The sequence below is a fragment of the Nonomuraea monospora genome (genome assembly GCF_039531895.1).
Taxonomy (GTDB): domain Bacteria; phylum Actinomycetota; class Actinomycetes; order Streptosporangiales; family Streptosporangiaceae; genus Nonomuraea; species Nonomuraea monospora.
Window position 1 is genome coordinate 12809 of the sequence record NZ_BAAAQX010000036.1, and the last position, 19788, is coordinate 32596.

General features: G+C 71.7%; 17 protein-coding genes. 12 read left to right on the forward strand and 5 right to left on the reverse strand.

What is annotated here, in order from left to right; genetic code table 11:
- The first annotated feature begins 23 nt into the window (after window positions 1-23).
- Complete coding sequence (locus ABD331_RS45985; RefSeq protein ID WP_344490189.1) at window positions 24-206, forward strand: hypothetical protein; 183 nt, start codon at window positions 24-26, stop codon at window positions 204-206.
- Window positions 207-476: 270 nt separating this feature from the next.
- Here the strand turns inward: ABD331_RS45985 and ABD331_RS45990 are convergent, their stop codons facing one another.
- Complete coding sequence (locus ABD331_RS45990; protein ID WP_344490192.1) at window positions 477-920, reverse strand: DUF4333 domain-containing protein; 444 nt, start codon at window positions 918-920, stop codon at window positions 477-479.
- Window positions 921-1387: 467 nt separating this feature from the next.
- On the opposite strand from ABD331_RS45990, the gene ABD331_RS45995 reads away from it, so the two are divergent.
- Window positions 1388-2356 (forward strand): helix-turn-helix domain-containing protein, encoded by a 969-nt coding sequence (locus ABD331_RS45995; RefSeq protein ID WP_344490195.1) that lies wholly within the window; start codon window positions 1388-1390, stop codon window positions 2354-2356.
- A 66-nt stretch (window positions 2357-2422) separates the two neighbouring features.
- On the opposite strand, the gene ABD331_RS46000 is transcribed toward ABD331_RS45995, so the two are convergent.
- Both ABD331_RS46000 and ABD331_RS46005 read right to left on the reverse strand, forming a co-directional pair.
- Window positions 2423-2827, reverse strand: coding sequence for a hypothetical protein (locus ABD331_RS46000; protein WP_344490198.1), 405 nt, complete (start codon window positions 2825-2827; stop codon window positions 2423-2425).
- A 51-nt stretch (window positions 2828-2878) separates the two neighbouring features.
- The gene (locus ABD331_RS46005) at window positions 2879-4108 is read right to left on the reverse strand and encodes a serine hydrolase domain-containing protein (protein ID WP_344490201.1); all 1230 of its coding nucleotides are present in this window, start codon (window positions 4106-4108) and stop codon (window positions 2879-2881) included.
- A gap of 424 nt (window positions 4109-4532) precedes the next feature.
- On the opposite strand from ABD331_RS46005, the gene ABD331_RS46010 reads away from it, so the two are divergent.
- The 6 genes from ABD331_RS46010 (at window position 4533) to ABD331_RS46035 (ending at window position 11044) form a co-directional block, all read left to right on the forward strand.
- The gene (locus ABD331_RS46010; protein WP_344490204.1) at window positions 4533-5738 is read left to right on the forward strand and encodes a bifunctional glycosyltransferase family 2/GtrA family protein; all 1206 of its coding nucleotides are present in this window, start codon (window positions 4533-4535) and stop codon (window positions 5736-5738) included.
- A gap of 80 nt (window positions 5739-5818) precedes the next feature.
- Window positions 5819-7687, forward strand: a complete 1869-nt coding sequence (locus ABD331_RS46015) for an ArnT family glycosyltransferase (RefSeq protein WP_344490207.1) — start codon at window positions 5819-5821, stop codon at window positions 7685-7687.
- Between the two features lie 9 nt (window positions 7688-7696).
- Complete coding sequence (locus ABD331_RS46020) at window positions 7697-8275, forward strand: ArnT family glycosyltransferase (protein ID WP_344490210.1); 579 nt, start codon at window positions 7697-7699, stop codon at window positions 8273-8275.
- 64 nt (window positions 8276-8339) lie between these two features.
- On the forward strand, window positions 8340-9092 hold the full coding sequence (locus ABD331_RS46025) for a mannosyltransferase YkcB-related protein (RefSeq protein WP_344490213.1): 753 nt from the start codon (window positions 8340-8342) through the stop codon (window positions 9090-9092).
- Window positions 9093-9156: 64 nt separating this feature from the next.
- The gene (locus ABD331_RS46030; RefSeq protein ID WP_344490216.1) at window positions 9157-9852 is read left to right on the forward strand and encodes a response regulator transcription factor; all 696 of its coding nucleotides are present in this window, start codon (window positions 9157-9159) and stop codon (window positions 9850-9852) included.
- 82 nt (window positions 9853-9934) lie between these two features.
- Complete coding sequence (locus tag ABD331_RS46035; protein WP_344490219.1) at window positions 9935-11044, forward strand: sensor histidine kinase; 1110 nt, start codon at window positions 9935-9937, stop codon at window positions 11042-11044.
- Here the strand turns inward: ABD331_RS46035 and ABD331_RS46040 are convergent.
- Window positions 10986-12290, reverse strand: coding sequence for an FAD-binding oxidoreductase (locus ABD331_RS46040; RefSeq protein ID WP_344490222.1), 1305 nt, complete (start codon window positions 12288-12290; stop codon window positions 10986-10988). The genes ABD331_RS46035 and ABD331_RS46040 overlap by 59 nt on opposite strands.
- Before the next feature lie 38 nt (window positions 12291-12328).
- Window positions 12329-13432 (reverse strand): DUF4267 domain-containing protein, encoded by a 1104-nt coding sequence (locus tag ABD331_RS46045; RefSeq protein ID WP_344490225.1) that lies wholly within the window; start codon window positions 13430-13432, stop codon window positions 12329-12331.
- Window positions 13433-13539: 107 nt separating this feature from the next.
- On the opposite strand from ABD331_RS46045, the gene ABD331_RS46050 reads away from it, so the two are divergent.
- The 4 genes from ABD331_RS46050 (at window position 13540) to ABD331_RS46065 (ending at window position 19779) form a co-directional block, all read left to right on the forward strand.
- Window positions 13540-16923, forward strand: a complete 3384-nt coding sequence (locus ABD331_RS46050; protein WP_344490228.1) for an ATP-binding protein — start codon at window positions 13540-13542, stop codon at window positions 16921-16923.
- A 144-nt stretch (window positions 16924-17067) separates the two neighbouring features.
- Window positions 17068-17898: a peptidoglycan-binding domain-containing protein gene (locus tag ABD331_RS46055; RefSeq protein WP_344490231.1), complete on the forward strand. Its 831-nt coding sequence runs from the start codon at window positions 17068-17070 to the stop codon at window positions 17896-17898.
- A 39-nt stretch (window positions 17899-17937) separates the two neighbouring features.
- Window positions 17938-18816: a peptidoglycan DD-metalloendopeptidase family protein gene (locus ABD331_RS46060; RefSeq protein ID WP_344490234.1), complete on the forward strand. Its 879-nt coding sequence runs from the start codon at window positions 17938-17940 to the stop codon at window positions 18814-18816.
- Window positions 18817-18834: 18 nt separating this feature from the next.
- The gene (locus ABD331_RS46065; protein WP_344490236.1) at window positions 18835-19779 is read left to right on the forward strand and encodes a SpoIID/LytB domain-containing protein; all 945 of its coding nucleotides are present in this window, start codon (window positions 18835-18837) and stop codon (window positions 19777-19779) included.
- Window positions 19780-19788 lie beyond the last annotated feature (9 nt).

The following is a 19788-nucleotide window of genomic DNA, read 5'->3' on the forward strand; positions in this document are numbered from 1 at the left end:
CGGGGCGGAGGTGGCCTCGGCCGGTGGCGATGACGTTCGACGCGCCACAGGAGAAGGTCCGGGCGGCGCAGGAGGCGTGCCGGCAGTACGCCCCCAGCGGCCGGCAGCAGATTCGCGACCCGCAGATGGCCGAGAACCTGCGCAAGCTCGCCCTGCGCCTGCGTGCAACGGCGTCGAGGCCTACCCCGATCCTGAGGGCAGCATGATGCGCATCACCGAGGAGGCCGCTGAGGATCCGGATTTGAAGGCCGCAGAGGAGAAGTGCCCGCAGCAGGCGGCTGACGCCAGCCCGGGAGAGGCGAGCTCGTGGCCGGGCCGTACGGGGGTGCTGGCGGGCACGGCCGACCCGGAGGCGCGGTGGACCTGCTCGTGGGCGGGGTCGGGGTGGCCAACACGATGGTCATCTCCGTTCTGGAACGCCGCGGATCTCCGGCCTGAGCCCTTCGTTTCCCGGACGGGTCGCGCGGGCTCTGCGTCTACTCGGCGTTGTCGTCGACCTTGAAGTTGTAATTGACCTGCTTGCCGTTGACCGAGGTGGCAGTGACGGTGACACCGAGGGTGTCGCTGCCGGCCGTGAGCTCGCAACGGATGGTGGCGCCGACGCGTGCCGGGAGGTGCTCAGGACAGGTGACCCTGTCGGGGCGCTTGCCGGCGTTCGCGGCGAGCTTGTCGGAGATCGTCTGCGCGACTCGGGCCTTGTGGACGGCCCCGCCCTCGCTGACGCCCGTGTCCTCGGGCTCTGCGGGGTCGTCACCGGCTCGCTTCTCCTCAGCCGTCTGCGGCTTCTCGGTGGGGGTCTCCTCGCCGGCCGTCGTCTCACTCTTCTTTCCCACGTCGCCAAGGCTGAAGGAGCATCCGGTGGCGAGAAGCGCCGTCAGTGCGCCCAGCGCCGCCGCGGCGGCAATCCTCTTGTTACGCATGATGTCCCCCTGTTGGTGGTGATGAGAAAGGATCGGGATGCCGCGGGCGGCTGCGTGCTAGATACGGCGACGGCGAAGCTTCGCTTGACGCCGTAGACGCCAGGTGATCGCGTCGGTGGGCGGCAACCTACGCGGCGCTCGACGTCCCAACGACAGTCAGGTCCTCGTGATCCACCGTGATGACGCTCGGCCACGGCCACCACGTAACACGTTCCTTTCCCTGACCTCGTCCATAGACCTTAGGGTCATCGTGGGCTCCGGACTTTGTCATTCATGCTGGGAGCTTTGTCAGGGGTGCACAGCTTCAGGCGAGGGCCCCGCGTGTGCCCGTCGAGCCGTTGCACAGCGAAAGGCGATCCCGACAAACTGATGTCAAGAACCGGCCGTGCCGAAGGAGGTCTTGTGGGGGAACGGGCCGAGGTGTTGCCAGACCGGCTCTGTGACCGACGCGGACGAAGGTCCGCCTCATGAGTTCGGTCCTCGACACCGCGTTCATACCGCCGCGGGACCGGGAGGAAGTGGTCCGGAACGCGGTGTGGGAAGGCATGGTGGCAGTCGACATCGACCACGGTCCGCCGGCTGAGGACATCGCCGTGCGCATAGGGTTCGGCGTCGTCGGGCCCCTCAGGGTCTGTTCGGCGCGGGCGACCGCCGTCACGCTCCGTCGGACGGAGCGGCTCGCCCGGGAGGATGAGGAGCCGGCCGTCACTCTGGGCGTTCAGATGACGGGCAGCAGCATGGTGGTGCAGAACGGTCGCGAGTGCCTGCTCAGGCCAGGAGACTGCGCCGTCTTCGAGTCGATCGCTCCCTACACGCTGCTCTTCGACGAGGGAGTCGACCACCGCTTCATCCGTTTTCCCCGCGCGGCACTCGCGCTCCCCGACAGATTGCTGCGAGACGTCACCGCGGTCCCTCTGGGATCCGACAACCCCATCGCGCGTCTCGCCTTCCCCTACTTCTCCCAACTGGCCGTCACCGACGAACTGCACCAGGGTGTGCACGCCGACGCCGCCGTGCAACCCAGCGTCGAACTCCTCCGTGCCGTCCTGACGTCCCAGCACGGCAACTCCGGCTTGGCCAGGGCGCCGTTGGAGGCGACGCTCAGCCTGCGGATCACCCGTTACATCCGTGAGCATCTGGCTGATCGGGATCTGTCGGCGGCGCGGATAGCCGCCGCGCACAACATCTCCGTACGCCATCTGTACGCTGTGCTGTCCCGCTCGGGAATCAGCCTCGGAGACTGGATCCGTACACGCCGTCTGGCCGAGTGCAGGCGGGAACTGGCCGGCCAGAACGGGCGGCTGCGGACCATCGCGGCGATAGGGCGGAGCTGGGGCTTCGCCGACGCGACCCACTTCAGCAAGGTGTTCAAACAGACGTACGGGATGTCACCGCGGGCCTGGCGCGAACAGAACCACCCCCGCGCCTCCGCGTGATGGTCTGCGCGCAGCCGCGTTTCGCGTGACCGGCCTTGGACGGCTCCTGGCAACTCCCCGTACCTGTCAGCGGCGCACCATGACCCAGTGCTGGTCACTGCCCGAACGGCCGCACGCCACCGCGGAGGTCTCCCACGGACGCCGCACATTGTGGTGCAGGCACAGGTTGCGCAGGTGCTTCCATTTGATCTGGATGACCGGGTCCCACACGCCCTGCTTGACCACGGGGAAGGTGAACTGCTGACGCTTGTCGCCGCTGCACCGCCCCACCCGCACCGCCGTGCCCTTGGGCGCGCCCAGGCAGTACGTACGCCCGCGGTAGGTGACGGCGAGCTGGGAGCGGGCCGTGCGCTTCCACAGATAACCGTCGAACTCGGTGGACGGGCAGTAGTTCGCCCGGGCGAGGAAGCCCAGTTCGGCCGGGGTGTGGTCCACCGCGTAGGTGAGGCAGCGGTCGTCGTTCTTGATCATGGCACGGCATGCTACGACGATCTTCCGGGCGCGGGGCGCCGCCGGTCCTTCTCAGCCGCCCCCGCCGCCGCCACCGGACGTGCCTCCGGTGACGGCCTGTACTTCCCGCCCGCTCAGCGCCTGCAGCGTCTCGCCGTCGGTGTTGCTGAGGATGACACCGACCCAGCCGGTGTACGGGTAGATGTTCCAGCTGGCGCCGACACCGGGGTTGGCGCCGGCGCGGCCGTGCACCCACTGGCCGCTGACGATGTGGACCGGCATGTGGTAAGCCCCGAACGACTGCGGCCCGTGAGGGGACTTGGCCGCGGTGAGCACCTCGGCGTAGGGCCGTTCCAGCACCGTGCCGTCGCGCAGCGCGTGCGCGAACCGGACCAGGTCCGGTGCGGTGGCGAACCCGCCGTCCCCGGGAGCGTCGATGAAGCAGCGGCCCGGGTTCTTGCCCAGCGTGGTCTGGTTCGAGCTGCTCTGGTCCAGGTTGCGGACGGCGTCCACCGCGCTGCCGTCGGCCAGTGTCATGTAGGGGTGCGCGATGTGCGCGTCGGTGAGCCACTGCGGCCTGGTGTAGAACGCCGAGCCGGTCATGCCGCAGCGCTTGAAGATGTTCTCCTCGACGTAGTCCCAGTACGTCTTGCCGGTCACCGCCTGCACGATCAGCGCCGGGATGACGATCCCGGCACCGGCGTGGCCGGTGGGGGTGCCGACCGGTGCGACCAGCTTCGAATGGCGGGCCCACTGCCCGTAGAACTCCTGCACCTCCTCCCGGCTCTGGAAGACGCGTGCCACGTCCTCCTCCGGGCTCTCCAGCCCGGAGATGTTGGCGAGCAGGTGGTGGATGGTCACCTGCTCGGCGATCTCCTTGGCGAAGCCCGTCAGGTAGGTGCCGACCGTGTCCGACAGCTTCAGCTTGCCCTGCTGCGCCAACTGCAGGACGGCCACCGCGCCGAACGGCTTGCCCGCCGAGCTGAGGCTGAACGCGACACTCTCGCTGTTGGCTATCCCCTTCTCCTTGTCGGCCATGCCATAACTGCGTGACAGCACCGTCCGGCCCTTGTGGGACAGCAGCACCACGCCGGAGAACTTGCCTTCGGCGGCCAGCCGCGCCACGTACCTGTCGTAGGCCCCGCCGGGCAGCGTGTCCGGCGGGAGGGCGGAGTCCGCGTCGCCGCCGTCGGCTCCCGCCGTGACCGCGGCGCCCATCAGCGGCACGGTCGCGGCGGCACCGGCCGCCACGGCGGCGCCCCGCAACAGCGAACGCCGGTTCCATACTCGGTCAACAGCCACGTCTTCTCCCCTTTTACGGTCGCTTTCACGGCGGCCTTCCGTCCGGTGGACGGTTCGGGCGAGGGCCGGCTCGAAGCACATCCGCACGGCCGGCGCCTCCCCGATCACCCCGTCCACTGTCGACCGGCCGTGTCCCCGCCACGTCCGCGCCAGGTCATCGTCATGTCACGGCTCGCGCCGGCAGTGGCCGCCGCCGGGAGCGCTGCGGCCTATCGCGGGCATATCGAAAACCGCATACGCCACGGCGACAGGCCTCCCGCTTCGGTGAAGGCATGGACCACAGCGCATCACTGTCAGCGCGGGCGCGTCGTAGGCGCGGGATCGTGCTCGTTCCTCCGCCGATCTCCGGCGGCTCGCCTGCCCAGCCGAAACGCCGCACATCAGGCAGGGCCGCTTCTGTGGCCTCACTGTGAGGAGCTTGGTCGTGGATCCCCTGGTGGAGATCGCCGTACCCGTCCACAACGAGAAACACGTGCTGGCGCGCAGCGTGCGCCGGTTGCACGACTATCTGGAGGAGACGTTCCCCTACCGGTTTCGGATCACGATCGCCGACAACGCCAGCATCGACGGGACCTGGCAGGCGGCGCTGGACCTGGAGGCCGCGCTGCCCCACGTACGCGCGGTGCGGCTGGAGCAGAAGGGCCGGGGGCGGGCGCTGCGGCAGGTGTGGAGCCGCAGCGACGCCGACGTGGTCGCCTACATGGACGTGGACCTGTCGACCGATCTGGACGCGTTCCTGCCGCTGGTGGCGCCGCTGATCTCCGGGCACAGCGATCTGGCGATCGGGTCCCGGCTGACGCGCGGGTCGGCGGTGGTGCGCGGCCCGAAACGGGAGCTGATCTCCCGCTGCTACAACGTGCTGCTGCGTACGACGCTGGCGGCCCGCTTCACCGACGCCCAATGCGGCTTCAAGGCCGCCAGGACCGTGATCGCGCGGGCGTTGCTGCCGTCCGTGCAGGACGAGAAGTGGTTCTTCGACACCGAGTTGCTGCTGCTGGCCGAGTGCAACGGGCTGCGCATCCACGAGGTGCCGGTGGACTGGGTCGACGACCCCGACAGCCGCGTGGACGTGCTGCGAACCGCGCTGGATGACCTGAAGGGCATGGCCCGGGTGGCGCGTCGCATGCTGACGGGCGCGTTCCGCGTTCCGGTGGAGGGCCGGCCGCGCCCCCGGCTGCCGGCGGGGATGGCCAGGCAACTGCCGGCCTTCGCGATCATCGGGGTGTTCAGCACGATCGCTCAGCTCGTGCTGTTCGTGCTGCTGCGCACGGTGATGGGGCCGCTGTGGGCGAACGCGGTCTCGCTGGTGATCACCACCATCGGCAACACCGCCGCCAACCGCCGCTTCACCTTCGGCGTGACCGGGCCGGAGCGGGCATTGCGGCAGCAGCTCGAGGGCGGTGTGGCGTTCCTGCTCGGGCTGGCGCTGAGCAGCGGCGGCCTGGCGCTGCTTCACGCGCTGGCGCCGGAGGCGTCACGTGCCGTCGAGATCGCCGCGCTGGTGACCGCCAACGGGGTCGCGACGCTGGTGCGGTTCCTGCTGATGCGTACCTGGATCTTCCATCCAGGGCGTCTGGGGCACCGGCCGGCTCCGGCCGTCCGCACAGGTAGAGAAGGCGAGGTTCGATGACCACCCCCGCACATCATTCGCCGACGCTTCCCGGCCCGTCAGGCACGTCCGCGTCCGGCAGTCATCGCGGGAGTCACCGCTTGCTGCGCCGGCTGGCCCTGGGCGGCCCTGAAGATCCGCGCTGGTCGCGTCCCGCGCTCTGGGGCGTGCTGCTGGCGGCCTTCGTGCTGTACGCGTGGAGCCTGACGTCGGCCGGCCACGCCAACGCCTACTACTCGGCGGCGGTCAAGAGCGGCACCGAGAGCTGGAAGGCGTTCTTCTTCGGCTCGCTGGACTCCGAGTCGTTCATCACCGTGGACAAGCCCCCGATGGCGTTGTGGGTGATGGGCCTGTTCGCCCGCGTCCTGGGGTTCGGGACGTGGAGCCTGATGTTGCCGCAGGTGCTGGCCGGGGTGGCCGCCGTCGCGGTGCTGCACGCCACGGTGCGGCGGGCGGCCGGGCTCCCGGCGGCGCTGATCGCGGCCGGGGTGCTGGCGCTGACGCCGATCACGGTCGCCATCAACCGCGAGAACGCCCCCGACCCGTTGCTGGTGCTGTTCCTGGTGCTGGCCGCGTGGGCGTGCGGGCGCGCGATCGAGACGGGACGCCTGACCTGGCTGCTGGCCTCGGCGGGGTTCGTGGGGTGCGGGTTCAACACCAAGATGCTGCAGGCGTTCGTGGTCGTCCCGGCACTGGCTCTGGCCTACCTGGTGGCTGCCAGGCCGGACGTGCCGCGCCGGATCTGGCACCTGCTGGCGGCCGGTGTGGCGCTGGCGGTGTCGAGCTCCTGGTGGATGGTGGTGGTCGACCTGATCCCGGCCGCGAGCCGCCCGTTCGCCGGCGGCAGCACCGACGGGACCGTGTGGGACGTGGTCATCGGCTTCAACGGCCTCGGCCGGATCCTCGGCGAGGGAGGGGGTTCCGGCGGAGGCAGTTTCGGTGGCGCCGCGGGCGCGGGACGGTTGTTCAACGACATCGTCGGCGGCCAGATCTCCTGGCTGCTGCCGTTCGCGGTGCTCGCGCTGGTGGCGGGGCTGGTGCTGCTGCGGAAGCGGCCGCGCACCGACCCGGCGCGGGCCGCGCTGGTGCTGTGGGGCGGCTGGCTGGCCGTGCATCACGTGGTGTTCAGCTTCGCCGGGGGCGTGTTCCACCCGTACTACACCACGGCGCTGGCCCCGGCGATCGCCGCGCTGGCCGGCTCGGGCGGGGTGCTGCTGTACGGCGCGTACCGGCGGTCGGTCGGCTGGTCGTGGGTGCTGCCGGTGGGCGTGGTGGCCACGGGCGCGTGGTCGTTCGTGCTGCTGAACCGCACTCCCGAGTGGAATCCGTGGCTGCGCTGGGTGGTCGTGGCGGCGACCGCGGTGGCGGTGGCTGCGCTCGTGGCCGCGCGGCTGCCGGGGCGGCGCGGCCGTGGGATCGCCGTCGCGTCGGTGGCGTTCACGCTGGTCACGGCGCTGGCGGGCCCGGGAGCGTACGCGTCGGCGACCGCGTTCGGCGGTGCGAAGGACTCGTACGGCAACGCGCTGGCGGGGCCGTCCATGGAGCAGGGCCCTGGAATGCGGCAGACAGGGGGCGGCGGCGTTCGCATGGCCGGCGGGCCGGCCGCCGCGCTGAGCCCCGGGCTGATCGGCTACCTGCACAGGAACCGGGGCGATGCGCGCTGGCTGGTCGCGGTGTCCGGTGCCCAGCAGGCCGCGGGGATCATCCTGTCGACCGGCGAGCCGGTGATCGCGATGGGCGGCTTCACCGGGCAGGACCCGGCGATGACGGTGGCCAAGCTGCAGGACTACATCAGGAACGGCGAGCTGCGCCACATCCTGCTCAACGCATCGGCCGGTCCTCGTAAGGGTGCGATCTCGGCTGTCACGGCATGGGTGCGGCAGAACGGCGCCCTGGTCGACGCCGGCGAGTACGGGGAGTCGCCGTCCTCCTCGACAGGCGCTGAGCAGCAGCTTTACCGGTTGAGCTGAGGAGCGTTCATGGCGAGACTGACGTCCGTTGCCCGGCGGCGCGCGAGCCCCGCCGGGGGCGACCCGGCCTGGGCCCGGCCCGTGCTTGTGGTGCTGCTGGCAGGCACGGCCGTGCTGTACACGTGGCGGCTGAGCGCCGCGGAGTGGGCGAACTCCTTCTGCTCGGCCGCGGTGCAGGCCGGGGCGAGCAGTTGGAAGGCGTTCTTCTTCGGCTCCTCCGACGCGGCGGGCGCGATCACCGTGGACAAGCCGCCCGCCGCGTTGTGGCCGATGGCGATCTCCGCGCGGTTGTTCGGGGTGAACTCGTGGAGCATCCTGCTGCCGCAGGCGCTGATGGGCGTGGCGACCGTCGCGACCGTGTCCGCGGCCGTGCGGCGCGCGCTGGCAGGCGCCGTGCCCGCGCGGGTCGAGGCGGGCGCGGGGCTGCTGGCCGGTGCGGTGCTGGCGCTGACGCCGGTGGCCACGCTGATGTTCCGGTTCAACAACCCGGACGCCTTGCTGGTGCTGCTACTCACGGTGGCCGCGTACGCGCCTCGCTGGGGCTGTGGGGTGGGTGGGTGCTGGTCACCGGCGCGGTGTTCAGCCTGATGCGGGGCATCTTCCACCAGTACTACACCGTGGCGCTGCCCCGGCGGTCGCCGCCCTGGTCGGGTTGGGGTTCGGGCTGCTGTGGCCGCGGCGGCGCACGGTGGCGGGCGCGGCCACGCTGGCGGCGGTCGTGGCGGTCACGGCGGCGTGGTCGTACGCGCTGCTGCGGCGCACCCCCGATTGGCATCCGTGGCTGGGCCCGGTCGTCGTCGTGGGTGGCCTCGTCACGGCCGGAATGGTGCTGCGAGCCGCCTACCTGCCGGGGCGGGTGGTCGCGGGGGCGGCCGTGCGGCGCGCGCTGGCGGGGCCGGCCGCGTACGCACAGGAAACGGTCGCCTCCCCGCGTAGCGGGGTGATAGTGACCGCCGGGCCCGCCGTCGCGTCAGGCGCCGGTCTGATGCGGACAGCAACGAGCCGGGGGAAGCAGCAGCCCGGCCGCGAGGTCGTCCTCATGCACTCCTCGCCTCCTCCCAGCGCTGAGCTGGTGGCGCTGCTGAAGGCGGACGCGGCCTCCTACCGGTGGCCCGCCGCGACGTTGACGTCCCTCAACGCCGCGGTGTACCAGCTGGCCACGCGGACGCCGGTGATGGCGATCGGCGGCTTCAACGGCACCGACCCTGCTCCCACACTCGAGCAGTTCCAGCAGTACGTGGCCCGGAAGCAGATCCACTACTTCGTGGACGGCGGCGGGATGGGCAACGGCAGTCCGCAAGGCGGCAGCGATGCCGCCCAGCGGATCGTCGAGTGGGTGAAGACCACCTTCACCGCCCGCACGGTCGGCACGGCCGAGGTCTACGACCTCACGGCCCCCGCCTGACGCCCCGATGCCGCGCGTTCGGTGGCATACGCTCGCGATATGCCGTGCTTCCTAGGCTCGCGTCATGCGCGTACTGATCGTGGAGGACGAGCCCTACCTGGCCGAAGCCATCCGTGACGGTCTCCGGCTGGAGGCGATCGCCGCCGACCTCGCCGGCGACGGCGACTCCGCCCTGGAGCTGCTCAGCGTCAACTCCTACGACCTCGCGGTCCTCGACCGCGACATCCCCGGCCCTTCCGGTGACGAGATCGCCTGCCGGATCGTCGCCTCCGGCAGCGGCATCCCGATCCTCATGCTCACCGCCGCCGACCGGATCGACGACAAGGCCTCCGGGTTCGCGCTCGGCGCCGACGACTATCTCACCAAGCCGTTCGAGCTTCGCGAGCTCGTCCTGCGGCTGAGGGCGCTGGACCGCAGGCGGGCGTACGCCCGCCCCCCGGTCATCGAGATCGCGGGCCTGCGGCTGGACACCTTCCGCCGGGAGGTCTTCCGCGACGGGCGCTACGTGGCGCTCACCCGCAAGCAGTTCGCCGTGCTGAACGTCCTCGTCGCCGCCGAGGGCGGTGTCGTCAGCGCCGAAGAGCTGCTGGAGCGGGCCTGGGACGCCAACGCCGACCCTTTCACCAACGCCGTCCGCATCACCGTCTCCGCCCTGCGCAAACGACTCGGCGAACCATGGCTCATCGCCACGGTGCCCGGCGTGGGCTACCGCATCGACAGCGGCACGGACCCCGCCCGCCCTGACCGCGCTCATGAATAGACGCCCAGGGCTCAGCGCCCGCGCGAAACTCACCATCAGCTACGCCGGGTTCCTCCTGCTCGCCGGCGCTCTCCTGCTGTCCGTGGTGTGGGTGTTCCTGCTGCGCTACGTGCCCGACCGCATCAGCATCATGGCTCCCGTATACGTGCCCAACCGCACGGACCTCCTGCGCCTCTTCCTGCCCGCCGCGGCCCTGGCGCTGGGCTTCCTCCTGGTGTTCGGCCTCATGGGCGGGTGGGTCCTGGCCGGCCGGATGCTCGCGCCACTGACCAGGATCGCGGACGCGGCACGGCTGGCCGCCAGCGGATCGCTCTCCCACCGGATCCGGCTCCCGGGCAGCGAGGACGAGTTCCGCGAACTGGCCGATGTGTTCGACACCATGCTCGAGCAACTCGAATCCCACGTCGGCCGGCAGCAACGGTTCGCCGCGAACGCCTCCCACGAACTCCGCACCCCGCTGGCGATCTCGCGGGCGCTCCTCGACGTCGCCCGCGACGACCCCCGACGGGACCGGACCGAACTCATCGAACGCCTCAGCTCCGTCAACACGCGCGCGATCGACCTCACCGAGGCCCTCCTCCTGCTCAGCCGCAGCGAGCGAGGCAGCTTCAACCCCGAACCCGTCGACCTGTCTCTCCTTGTCGAAGAAGCCGCGGAAACGCTGCTTCCCCTCGCGGAGAAGCGCCGGATCGCGTTCGAGGTCACCGGCGGGAAGGCCTGGGCCGCCGGCTCCGCGGCGCTCCTGCTGCGGATGGTGACCAACCTCGTCCAGAACGCCATCGTCCACAACCTCCCCAGCAAGGGCACCGTCACGGTCCACACCGAGGCGCGGCGCGACGCGAGCGTGCTGCGGATCGAGAACACCGGCCAACGGCTCCCACCAGAACTCCTGCCGACCCTCACCGAACCCTTCCAACGCGGAACCCACCGCGCACGCCTCGACGACCACGCGGGCGTCGGCCTCGGGCTGGCCATCGTGCACAGCATCGTCCAGGCACACGACGGGACACTCGACCTCACACCCCGCCCCGCCGGTGGGCTCCTCGTCACGATCCGGCTTCCCGGCACCGCGCGAGCATCCTCCCCGGCACAGCGTCCAGTAGGGGCCGCCGATCAGCTCCGACGACTGGAAATCAGCCGAGCGCCGGGTAGTTGGCGCGGAACACGTTGTGCGGGTCGCGGGCCCGCTTGATCTCCCGCAGCCGCTCAAGCGTGCCTTCAGGGAAGGACTGCGCCGCCGTCTCCCCCGGCGACAGCATGGTGTACGGCTTGCGACCGCTGACGTAAGCCCCCAGGTCGGCCACCACCTCGGCCTGCCGGGCGCGCGTCGCAGCGGCCGTGTGCGGCAGGCCGAGGCCTACCATTCCGAGGAGGTACGGCTCCGCCACCACGCCGCTCGCACCGGGGCCCGGCTCGGCCAGTGCCCCGCCCAGGTGCCTGATCTGGAGGTTGATGAGCGGTTCGACGGGCTTGGCGAGCAGGAGGTTCACCGCGTCCGCGTCGAGGCCGGTGAGCAGTTCCGTGCGTGTGATGGACGGGGCCGGATCGGTCGGTTCGGCGGCGATGGAGCCCAGGGCGGCGAGCGGGACGACGCCGCGGCTGTCGGAGATCGTGTCCTCGATCTTGTCGAGGCGTACCAGCAGGTCCTGTCCCTGGGCCGACTCGCCCAGGTAGGCCAGGTCGAGCGTCACCATGGGAGGGGCGCCGGGGGGCTGGAGCCGGTTGAGCCAGATGCTCAGCTCGCGCGGCGCTTCGGCGGTGAGTTCCAGGAAGGCGTCGAACACCTCGCGGGTGCGGTGTTCCGGCCAGATCACGCGCCCGCCGTACAGGGACGGTGCGGGATACAGGTCGAGTTCGAGGGCGGTCACCAGCGCGAAGTCGCCGCCGCCGCCGCGTAGCGCCCAGAACAGGTCGGGGTCGGACTCGGCGGTCACCCGGCGTGGCTCGCCGTCGGCGTCCACGAGGTCGATGGCGCGGACGCTGCCGGATGCGAAGCCGTGCTTGCGGCTGAACCAGCCGATCCCGCCGCCCAGGGTGTAGCCGGTCACGCTGACGCCAGGCGCGCTGCCGGCGAGGCCGGTCAGGCCCAGCGGGCCGGCCGCCGCCAGCACCTGGCCCCACTTCGCGCCCGCGCCCACCCGGGCCACGCGCTCCTCGGCGCGGATCTCCACCTCGTTCAGCAGGCCGGTACGCAGCAGGATCAGGCCGTCCACGTCGCCGGAGGCGCCATGCCCGCTCGGCTGCGCGGTCACCGTCAGGCCCGCCCGCCGCGCGTGGCGCACGAGCGCCGTCACGTCGTCGGCGTCCGCGGCCTCCGCCACGGCGGCGACCGGCTGTCGGACGGTGCGGTTCCAGGGGGTGGCCGACTGGTCGAAGCCGTCGTCGCCGGGCAGGAGGACGCGGCCCTTGAGGACACCGCGCAGATCGTTGATCGTCATTGTCGTCTCCTTTGAGTTGAGTTGTCAGCCGGGGCTCTTCAGGCCTTGCGGGTCTCGCGGAGCATCAGCGCCCCCGTGACCGCGATCAGCACCGCGGTCAGGCCGTGAACGGCGTACGCGGCGACCGCGGAGCCGTGGTGGGCCAGGACGTTGACCATGTCGCCGAACGGGGCGACGGACACCATCAGCAGCACCCAGCCCAGGGGGCGGCGCTGGCCCGTCACCAGCAGGACACCCATGGCCAGGCCCATCGCGAGCTCGCGGCTGCCCTTCACGATGGGGAAGCCGCTGCCGTCGGAGGGCCAGTCCGGGAGGCCGGGGAAGGTCGTCCCGAGCGGCAGGATGAAGGACAGCCCGAGGTAGAGGGTGAACAGGACTACGGCGGCGGCCAGGACGGTGTTGAGCTTCTTCAGCGACATGGTGGTTCTCCTTCGAGGTTCGGGCTGGCGGACGCGGGGTTCGGGCTGGCGGACGCGGGGTTCGGGCTGGCGGACGCGGGGTTCGGGCTGGCGGAGGTGGTGGAGGTGGCGGGCGTAGCGGGGGCGGCCGATGAGGTGCCAGGTGACACGGACCCGGGTGGCGAGGCCGCGGAGGACGGCGGCGCGTTCGGCCGGGTTCGCGTCCTCCAGGACGGCGCCGAGGAGCGTGAGCAGGGCGGGCCTGGGGGTGCTGGTCACCAGGTGGTCGCCCAGGGAGGCCCACTCCCGCTCGGTGAGGTGCTCGGCCGCGAGCGGGAGGAGGGTGGCCTCCTCGTCGTCGAGGTGTTCCAGCAGGACGGCGCGGTGCTCGCAGAGGGCGGCCACGACGGTGTCGCGTTCGTCGGCGCCCGCCGTGGCTTCCCAGACGGGGACCGCGGCGTCCAGCCTGGTCAGGGTGGCCGCGACGCGCTCGTGCTGGGCCTGCATGCGCAGCACGATGTCGGCCTCCAGGTCCACCCGGGACAGCAGCGGCGGCCACAGCAGCTCGTCCTCGCCCGCGTGGTGGTTGCGCAGGCCCAGCCGGTAGAGGCGGAAGTGGTCGGCGATCACCCTGGCGCGAGCGGTGTCACCCGGGGTGACGGCCGCGACCAGCTTCGTCAGCAGCCGTGACTCACGGCGGAGCGCGCGGTGGACGATCTCCAGGTCCTGGGTGTTGACGCTCATCTGCTCCTGCCCTCGGTCGGTGGGTGGCGAGGTGTTCAGGCTGCTCCGGGGTCTTTGGAAGGGACTTGGAGGCCATTTGGAGCCGTCCGCGTACGATGAGCGGAATCATGGTCTTCATCCGGGTGCTGGGCTCTTTCGCGGCCGAGGTCGGCGGCGAGGCCGTTCCTCTGGGCGGGCCACGGCAGCGGGGCGTGCTGGCGTTGCTGGTGGCGGCGCGCGGGCAGGTCGTGCCGGTCGACCGGATGATCGAGGATCTGTGGCGCGGTGAGCCGCCGGCGCGGGCGTTGATGTCCTTGCAGGCGTACGTGTCCAACCTGCGCCGGTTGCTGGAACCCGGACGTCCGCCGCGCACCCCGGCCCGGCTGCTGGTCAGCGCGGCACCGGGCTACGCGCTGCGGTTGCCGCCGGACGCGGTGGACGCGTGGCGGTTCGAGGGACTGCTGGGCCGGGCGCGTGCGGACAGCGACCCGCGCGCCGCGCAGGCCCGGCTCGCCGAGGCGCTGGAGCTGTGGCAGGGGCCGGCGTACGCCGAGGTCGCCGACGAGCCGTGGGCCGCCGCCGAGACGGCCCGGCTGAACGAGCTGCGCCTGGTCGCCACCGAGCTGCGCGTCGCGGCCGGTCTGCGTGCCGGCGACCCGGCCGCCGTCGTTCCCGAGGCCGAACGGCTCACCCGTGAGGAGCCCCTGCGCGAGGAAGGCTGGCGGCTGCACGCCCTGGCGTTGTGGAGCAGCGGACGCCAGGCCGACGCGCTGGCGACGCTCCGCCGCGCCCGCGGCATCCTCGCCGAGGAACTCGGGCTCGACCCCGGCCCGGATCTGACGGCGCTGGAGGAGGCGATCCTCACCCAGCGCACGGACGTCCTGCGCGAGAGCGTGCCCCCGGCGGGGGACGCACCGCCGCCACGGCCTGCCCCGCCCGCCGAAGCGCCGTTCGCCGGACGCGAGGCGTTGGAACGGGAGGCGTTGGGACGGGAGGCGCTCGGGCAAGAGGCGCTCGGAGGCGAGGCGTTCGCACGCGAGACGCTCCGACAGGAGCCGCTCGGGCAAGAGGCGCTCGGGCAAGAGGCGCTCGGGCAGGAGGCGGTCGGACGCGAGGCGTCGTTCGTCGGGCGCGAGGCGGAGCTGTCGGCGCTGCTCACGGCCGCCACCGGGGCAGCCACCGATGGGGCCCGCGTCGCCCTGGTCACCGGCGAGGCCGGGCTGGGCAAGTCGACGCTGCTGGACCACCTGACCAGGCGCCTCGAACGCGACGGATGGCTGGTCGCCGTCGGCCGCTGCCCCGAGGTGGACAGCGCGCCACCCGCGTGGGCCTGGACGGAGGCGCTGAGCGCGGTCGCCGCGATCATGTCCCCGGGCGAGTTCGCGAACGACCTCGCGCCGCTGCTCACTGACACCGAGCCGGTCAAGGCCGACGCCACCGCGGGCCGGTTCCGCCTGCGCCAAGCCGTGTGGAAGTGGCTCGCGGCGGTGGCCGCGCGACGCCCGGTCGCCGTCGTGCTGGACGACGTGCACTGGGCGGACGCCACCACGCTCGAACTGCTCGGCGGCGTCCTCGGCCTGCGGGCCCCGGTCCTGGTCGTCGCGGCGTACCGGGCGGACGAGAGCGGGCGCCTCGCCGAGACGCTGGCCACCCTCGCCCGCGCCGCGCCCCTCCGCCTGGCGCTGCCGGGGCTGGACGACGCGGCGGTCGCGCGGCTCGTACGGGCCGAGTGCGACACCGACGAGGAGACGATCGCGGGGATCGCGGAGCGCACCGGCGGGAACCCGTTCTACGTGCGCGAGAGCGCCCGGCTGCTGAGCGGCGAAGGCGCGCTGGTCGCCCTGTCCGAGGTTCCGGAGGGCGTGCGGGACGTCCTGCGCCGCCGCCTCGCGCGCCTGCCCGAGGGGGGCGTGTCCGTGCTGCGGCTCGCCGCGGTCGCGGGCCGGGAGAGCTCCGTGGACGTCCTGGTCAAGGCCGCCGACACCGACGAGGACGGGGTGATGGACGCCCTGGACGCGGGCGTCATCGCCGGGCTGCTCGACGAGCCGGGCCCCGGACGCGTCCGCTTCGTGCACGCCCTCGTCAGGGACACACTCGTCGCCGACGTCAGCAGGCTGCGGGCCACCCGGATGCACGCCAGGATCGCCGCCGCGCTCGAAGGCACCGGCGACGTCGCGGCGCTGGCCCACCACTACGCGCGCGCCGGCTCGCCGGAGGCCGTCGGCTACTGCGTCCAGGCGGCCGACCTCGCCGAGGCCCGCTACGCGCACGACGTGGCGGCCGGTCTCCTCGCCGACGCCGTCGCCAACGCGACCGGTCCGGACGAACGCGTCGAGCTGCTCGGCAGGCTGCTGCGCGCGCAGATCCGGTCGGGGGCCGTCGCCGCCGCCCGCGAGACCCGGCGCGAGGCCGTGGAGTACGCGGAGTCCCTGGGCCGCGACGACCTTATGATCGCCGCGTTCACCGCGTGGACGGAGCCGACCCCCTGGCAGGCCCGCACGTACGGCACGGTGGACCGGGTCGTGGTCGACCGGCTGAGCCGCCTGCTGAAGCGTGACCTGCCCCCTTCCGTACGGTCCCGGCTCCTGACGGCGTACGCCACCGAGCTGATCGGCGAGGACGACCCGACCGTCGCGGAGGCGGCGCAGGAGGCACTCGACCTCGCCACCGATCCCCGGTTGCGGGCCGCGGCGCTCCAGATCCTGTCCGAGGTGCACGGCGACGCCGGGCTCTGCCGGGAGCTGGTGGAACTCGGCGCCGAGCACGACCTGCCGGTCTACCGGATCACCGGGCTGCTCAACCACGCCGCCGTCGCCGCCGCGGCCAACGACCCGGCGACCACGCGTCAGGTGATCACCGAGGCCCTGGAGCTCGCGCACGCCTACCGGGTTCGCGAGGCGATCGCCGTCACCGAGATCGCGCTGGCAGGGCTGGCGCTCGTCGAAGGCCGGTTCGCCGACGCCGAACGGCTCTTCGCCGAGGCCGGCGAGGGCATGCGGCGCATCGGGTCGGTGCACGCCACGGGCTTCCTGCAGCTCGCCCTGGCCACGATCCGGCTGAACGAGGGCACGCTCGGCGCGCACCTGGACGACGTGCGCGCCCTGCACGCCATGCTCGGCCCCATGACCGCCGACCTGCTCGCGCTCGCCCTCCACGCCAACGGCCTGGACGCCGAGGCCCGCGTGGCCCGCGCGTCGGCCGGCCCGATCCGCCCGGACTTCTTCTTCACCTTCTTCACCACGTTGCGCGCGATGGCCGCCGTCGCGCTGAACGACCGCGACGCCGCCAAGGAGATCTACGCGACGCTGCTCCCGCACCGCGACGGCCCACCGGCGGGCGCCGAGAGCCTGTCGGTGGCGGTGCGCCCGGTCGCCCACACGCTCGGCGAGCTGGCCGCGTTCCTGGGCCGCGCCGACGAGGCCGTCGCCCACTTCGCCCGGGCCGCCGTCGTCGCCGACCGGTGGAACGCGCCGCACTGGGCGGCCGAGGCCCGTTCGCGCACACGTCCGTAAGCCTGCCTCTCACCTGCGCGTACGCCCGTAAGACGGCACGCAGGACAGGCTGACAACACCGATTCCTTGCGGACACGCGAGGCGGACGGCGAGGTTGGTGTCGCCGCTCAGGCACCGCCCCTCACCCCCGCACCAGGAGTCACCATGACGCTGCCCACCATCCTGATACCGGCCCTCCTGTCCGGCTCGCTGCTGACCGGAGCGCTCGGGACGCAGGCGGCCGAGGCGGGCGTCCTTCCGAGCGTCAACATGGAGGCCACCGTCAAGGCGGCCCAGATCGACCCGAGGCGGCCCGACCACACGCTGACCCCGGGCGCCGAGGCCAGTGTGCTGCTGGTCGAGCAGGCGCTGAGTGACCGGAAGCTGCTGGACGCGAAGTGGGTGGACGGGTACTTCGGCACCACCACGGTCGCCGCCTACGCGAAGTACCAGAAGTCGCTCGGCCTCACGGGGCTCGACGCCAACGGCCTGCCGGGGAAGGCGTCGCTCACCAAGCTGGGCGCCGGCCGTTTCAAGGTCACCGCCGTGATCAATCCGGGCGGCCGGGTGTCCACCGGCGGGTTCGTCGTCAACGCCCGTACGAACAGCATGCTGACGGAGGCCAAGCGGCTGCTCGGCCGTGACTTCGCGCTGGATCAGGGCTCGTACAACCCCGGCGGCGACCCGACCTCGGCGGGCACCCACGACGGCGGCGGCGTCGTGGACGTCTCGGTGGCGGGGATGAGCGCCGCCACCCGCACCGCGACCGTCCGCGCGCTGCGGCGGGTCGGCTTCGCCGCGTGGCTGCGCAGCCCGCAGCAGGGCGACTGGCCGTGGCACATCCACGCCGCCGCCATCAGCGACCCGAGCCTGTCCGGCCAGGCCCAGCACCAGGTCGGCGACTACTACCTCGGCCTGAACGGGCTCGCCAACCGCGGCCGGGACGACGGCCCGGCGGTGACCATCCGCACCTGGGAGGAGTACCGGCGCCGCTGACCGGTCCTCGCCATCATCACTCGAATCAAGGAGATCAGCATGAGAACGTTCGCCAGCATCCTCACCGCGATGGCGCTCGGCGGAGGGCTGCTCGCCGCCGCGACGCCCGCCTCGGCCGCGAACCGCGACGGCGTCTGTGACAGCGGCGAGTTCTGCTACTACTTCAACAGCGGCAACCAGGGATCGGTCTCCGACTTCACCGGATCGATCGCCGACTACGCCACCACCCAGCCCACCTGCTACGACTTCAAAGGCCCCGGCGCGGGCAAGGGCCAATGCATCAAGAACGCCGCCGCCTCCGTCTGGAACCGCAGCACCAAGACCGTCCGCGTCTACTTCAACACCGGACACACCGGCACCTACCAGGACTTCGCCGCGGGCACCAAGGGCAATCTGAACGCCACACTCAAGAACCAGAACGCCTCGCACGAGTTCGGCCCGTCCGCGTCGTCGCGCAGCAGGATGTCGTACTCGCTCTACACGGCCAGCGGCACGATCACCTGCGGGTTCGACGGTTACACCAACACCGCGGGCCGGCACGAGGGCATCGACATCGCGCGCGGCGTGGGCTCGAACGTGCACGCCCTGGTGGCGGGTCAGGTCATCAACGTCGTACGCGGGGCGACCGGCAGGGCGAACCTGTCCACCATCGCCATCTACAACGCCGCGGCGAACAAGACGGTGATCTACCTGCACTCCGCTCCGCTCTCCTCGCTGCGCGTGGGCCAGACGGTCAGCCGCGGCCAGGTCATCGCCACCGAGTCGTGGCGCGGGGTGTCGAGCAGCGGGGCCGCGCACACCCACGTCGAGATGCGGCTCGGACGGCAGACGCGGGCGGCCAAGAGCGTCGGCGACCCGCACCTGGACAACCCGAACCCGACCTCGTTCTGGAACTCCCAGGGCTACAGCGTCCGATAGAGCGAAGAGGAGACGACTGTGCTCACCAGAAAGCTGCGCCTGTTATCGGGGCTCGCCGCGGTGGCGCTCGGCGGGACGGTTCTCGCCACCACCGCGCCTGCCTCTGCCGCCGGCCGTGACGGCGTCTGTGACAGCGGCGAGTTCTGCTACTACTTCAACAGCGGCAACCAGGGATCGGTCTCCGACTTCACCGGATCGATCGCCGACTACGCCACCACCCAGCCCACCTGCTACGACTTCAAAGGCCCCGGCGCAGGCAAGGGCCAATGCATCAAGAACGCCGCCGCCTCCGTCTGGAACCGCAGCACCAAAACCGTCCGCGTCTACTTCAACACCGGACACACCGGCACCTACCAGGACTTCGCCGCAGGCACCAAGGGCAACCTGAACGCCACACTCAAGAACCAGAACGCCTCGCACCTGTTCGGCCCGTCCGCGTCGCCCACCGGGTGCAAGACGGACGGCACGGACACGAAGCTGCCCACGACGATCCTCGTGTACCGGACCGCCCTGAACCGGGTGGAACGGGTGGACTTCAAGACCTACGTCAAGAACGTCCTGCCCAACGAGTGGGTGTCGAGCTGGCCGAAGGAGTCGCTGAAGGCCGGGGCGATGGCCGTGAAGAACTTCGGCTGGTACTGGGCGCTGCACTCCAACCGCAAGACGTCGGGCGGCCAGTGCTTCGACGTCTACGACCACACGTCGAGCCAGGTGTACGTGCCCGGCTCCGCGAAGGCGGTGACGAGCGCCGCCGTGGACGCGACCTGGGGCACCCGGCTGACCCGCGGCGGGAAGATCTTCCGGGCGCAGTACTGCGCCACGACGACGGCGTGCGGCAACTGGGTCACCGGTGACTGGATGTCGCAGTACGGCTCCCGCGACAAGGCCGCGGCGGGCTGGAGCTACACCAGGATCCTGCAGCACTACTACACGGGGATCGCGCTCAGCGCCTCGGCTTCCTGACCTCGTCGT